Genomic DNA, 649 nt, shown 5'->3' on the forward strand with positions numbered 1-649 from the left:
TGAATTTAACTAGCTTTCTTATTAAAGCTTATCTGGCTTTATTTAATTTCAAGCTTTTTGCGCTCTGAGCTGGTCTCTTTTGGTAGTACCAGTTCTAATATGCCGTTTTCATAAGAGGCTTCTGCTGCATCAACCTTTACTTTGGATGGCAATTGGAAGCTACGCGATACTGAGCCAAAGTAGCGCTCGCTGCGTAGTATCTTGTCGCCGTCTTTTTGCTCGTCGTGCTGCGCAATCTCAGCGCTGATAGAAACGATATCTCCGGTAATAGACAGGTCGATATCTTCTTTGGCAACGCCAGGTATCTCAGCGTTTACATGGAACGCATCATCTTTTTCACTAACATCAATCTTGATTTGGCTAGCATTAGGGAGCGCTTCACCATGCAGCGGACGCATCACAAAGCTAGGTGCCATCTCATCAAAGAAGTTGTCAAAGATTGAATTGCGTGTAACAAGTTTACTCATAACAGTCTCCTTATCATTGATTGTTTACTGTGTATCTAACCTACATATATAAAGGTAGGCTATATAATTTCAAGGGTTAATTTTAAGATGTTATGGTCTAATATATTAATGAGGAATTTTGTCTTTATCTATTCTTCTAGAATAGATATTTAACGAATTACCAGTAACGATAAGTAAGATGC

Annotated in this window: 1 protein-coding gene; it reads right to left on the reverse strand. The window is 38.8% G+C overall.

Going from position 1 to position 649, the window contains the following annotated elements; all coding sequences use genetic code 11:
- Window positions 1-38: 38 nt before the first annotated feature.
- Window positions 39-467, reverse strand: a complete 429-nt coding sequence (locus ACS8FD_RS21570) for an Hsp20/alpha crystallin family protein (RefSeq protein ID WP_439261662.1) — start codon at window positions 465-467, stop codon at window positions 39-41.
- Window positions 468-649: the final 182 nt, after the last annotated feature.

The sequence above is a fragment of the Psychrobacter sp. 1U2 genome (genome assembly GCF_051847575.1).

What these genes read in the sequence shown, in the direction of transcription:
- ACS8FD_RS21570 (WP_439261662.1), bottom strand. Translation starts at nt 467, where the DNA reads ATGAGTAAACTTGTTACACGCAATTCAATCTTTGACAACTTCTTTGAT.